Source organism: Oleiphilus sp. HI0132 (genome assembly GCF_001635845.1).
In genome coordinates, this window is record NZ_LWGJ01001744.1 from 1 (window position 1) to 874 (window position 874).

General features: G+C 44.5%; 2 protein-coding genes. Both read right to left on the reverse strand.

The features are described 5' to 3' along the window. The coding region (locus tag A3766_RS26625; protein ID WP_156509168.1) for an ATP-binding cassette domain-containing protein at positions 1-207 on the reverse strand (207 nt) is incomplete at its 3' end. A gap of 75 nt (positions 208-282) precedes the next feature. Next, positions 283-874 (reverse strand): SufD family Fe-S cluster assembly protein (locus tag A3766_RS26630; protein WP_197479770.1); only part of this gene is annotated, 592 nt, incomplete at its 5' end.

Consider the following 874-nt stretch of genomic DNA (forward strand, 5'->3'; position numbering starts at 1 on the left):
GTCTAGCAAATCTTTGCTTTCGAAGTCGATACTGCCGTCTGTTACTTCATAAGCTTCATTGCCTGCAAGCACTTGCGATAAAGTACTTTTACCCGAGCCGTTTGGCCCCATAATCGCGTGAACTTCGCCTGCCTTCACTTCAAGGTTTAAGCCTTTCAGGATTTGTTTGCCTTCAACATTGGCATGTAAATTTTCGATCTTTAGCATTGTCTCTCTCTTTAATGCTTTTGGTCATCCCCGCCAGGGCAGGGGCCATTGTATTTTAATTGATTTAGAGTCTTATTAACCGACGGAGCCTTCAAGGCTGACTTCTAATAGTTTTGTTGCTTCGACAGCAAATTCCATCGGTAGCTCTTTAAATACTTCTTTACAAAATCCGTTAACGATCATTGATACTGCATGTTCCGCATCAATGCCACGTTGCTGACACAAGAACAGCTGGTCATCACTAACTTTCGATGTGGTGGCTTCGTGTTCAACGACTGCTGATTTATTCTTACTTTCGATGTAAGGGAAAGTGTGAGCGCCACACTTATCACCAATCAATAGCGAGTCACACTGAGTATAGTTTCGAGCGTTCTCGGCGCCAGGGCCAATACGAACCAAACCGCGATAGCTGCTGTCACTCTTACCGGCTGAAATACCTTTAGAAATGATAGTGCTTGAGGTGTTTTTACCCAAGTGAATCATTTTTGTTCCGGTGTCAGCTTGCTGGAAGTTATTGGTCAGTGCCACAGAGTAGAATTCACCAACACTGTTATCACCTCGCAAAATACAGCTTGGATACTTCCAGGTAATTGCTGAGCCGGTCTCAACCTGAGTCCAGCTAACCTTGGAGTTTTTACCGATACAAGACGCGCGCTTGGTCACAAAG